2 protein-coding genes are annotated in these 457 nt (G+C 68.1%); one reads left to right on the top strand and one right to left on the bottom strand.

The features are described from left to right. The coding region (locus BFF76_RS30720; RefSeq protein WP_244167394.1) for a substrate-binding domain-containing protein at positions 1-290 on the top strand (290 nt) is incomplete at its 5' end. On the opposite strand, the gene BFF76_RS31995 is transcribed toward BFF76_RS30720, so the two are convergent. Continuing rightward, positions 212-457 (bottom strand): substrate-binding domain-containing protein (locus BFF76_RS31995; protein ID WP_167359554.1); only part of this gene is annotated, 246 nt, incomplete at its 5' end. The genes BFF76_RS30720 and BFF76_RS31995 overlap by 79 nt on opposite strands.

Below are 457 nucleotides of genomic sequence, written 5' to 3'. Positions count from 1 at the left end.
ATCTGGCGGCGCTCGGGCACCGGCGCATCGCACGCGTCGGAGGGCCGGTCGGTCTGGGGCACAGCGCCATCCGAGCCACCGCCTTCGCAGCCACGATGCGTGACCTGGGCCTTGAGGAGGGCCGGCAGATCGCGACCGGTTTCGACGGAAGCGAGGGGGCCAGGGCCACTCGCTCTCTTCTGGTGTCGGCAGAGCGTCCGACGGCCATCGTCTACGACAACGACATCATGGCTGTGGCGGGCGCCTGTGCGGTGGAACCGCGGGGAGTGAGTGACGGTGTCGGGACCTGAACGGAACCGGTGTGCTGACCTCCTATGACCGCGAACAGGGTGCGGGCCACCTGTGCCCCGAAGCTGTGCACGTCATGGCTCATGGCCGACAGGGTGGGATGCGTGATCCGGCACAGCTGCGAGTCGTCCCAGGCGAGCAGCGACACGTCATCAGGAACCACGAAACC

The organism is Streptomyces mutomycini (genome assembly GCF_001700505.1).
In the GTDB taxonomy this organism is placed as follows: Bacteria; Actinomycetota; Actinomycetes; order Streptomycetales; family Streptomycetaceae; genus Streptomyces; species Streptomyces mutomycini.
The sequence above is the reverse complement of the archived record's forward strand: the minus strand, read 5'-3'. Positions and strand labels throughout refer to the sequence as shown.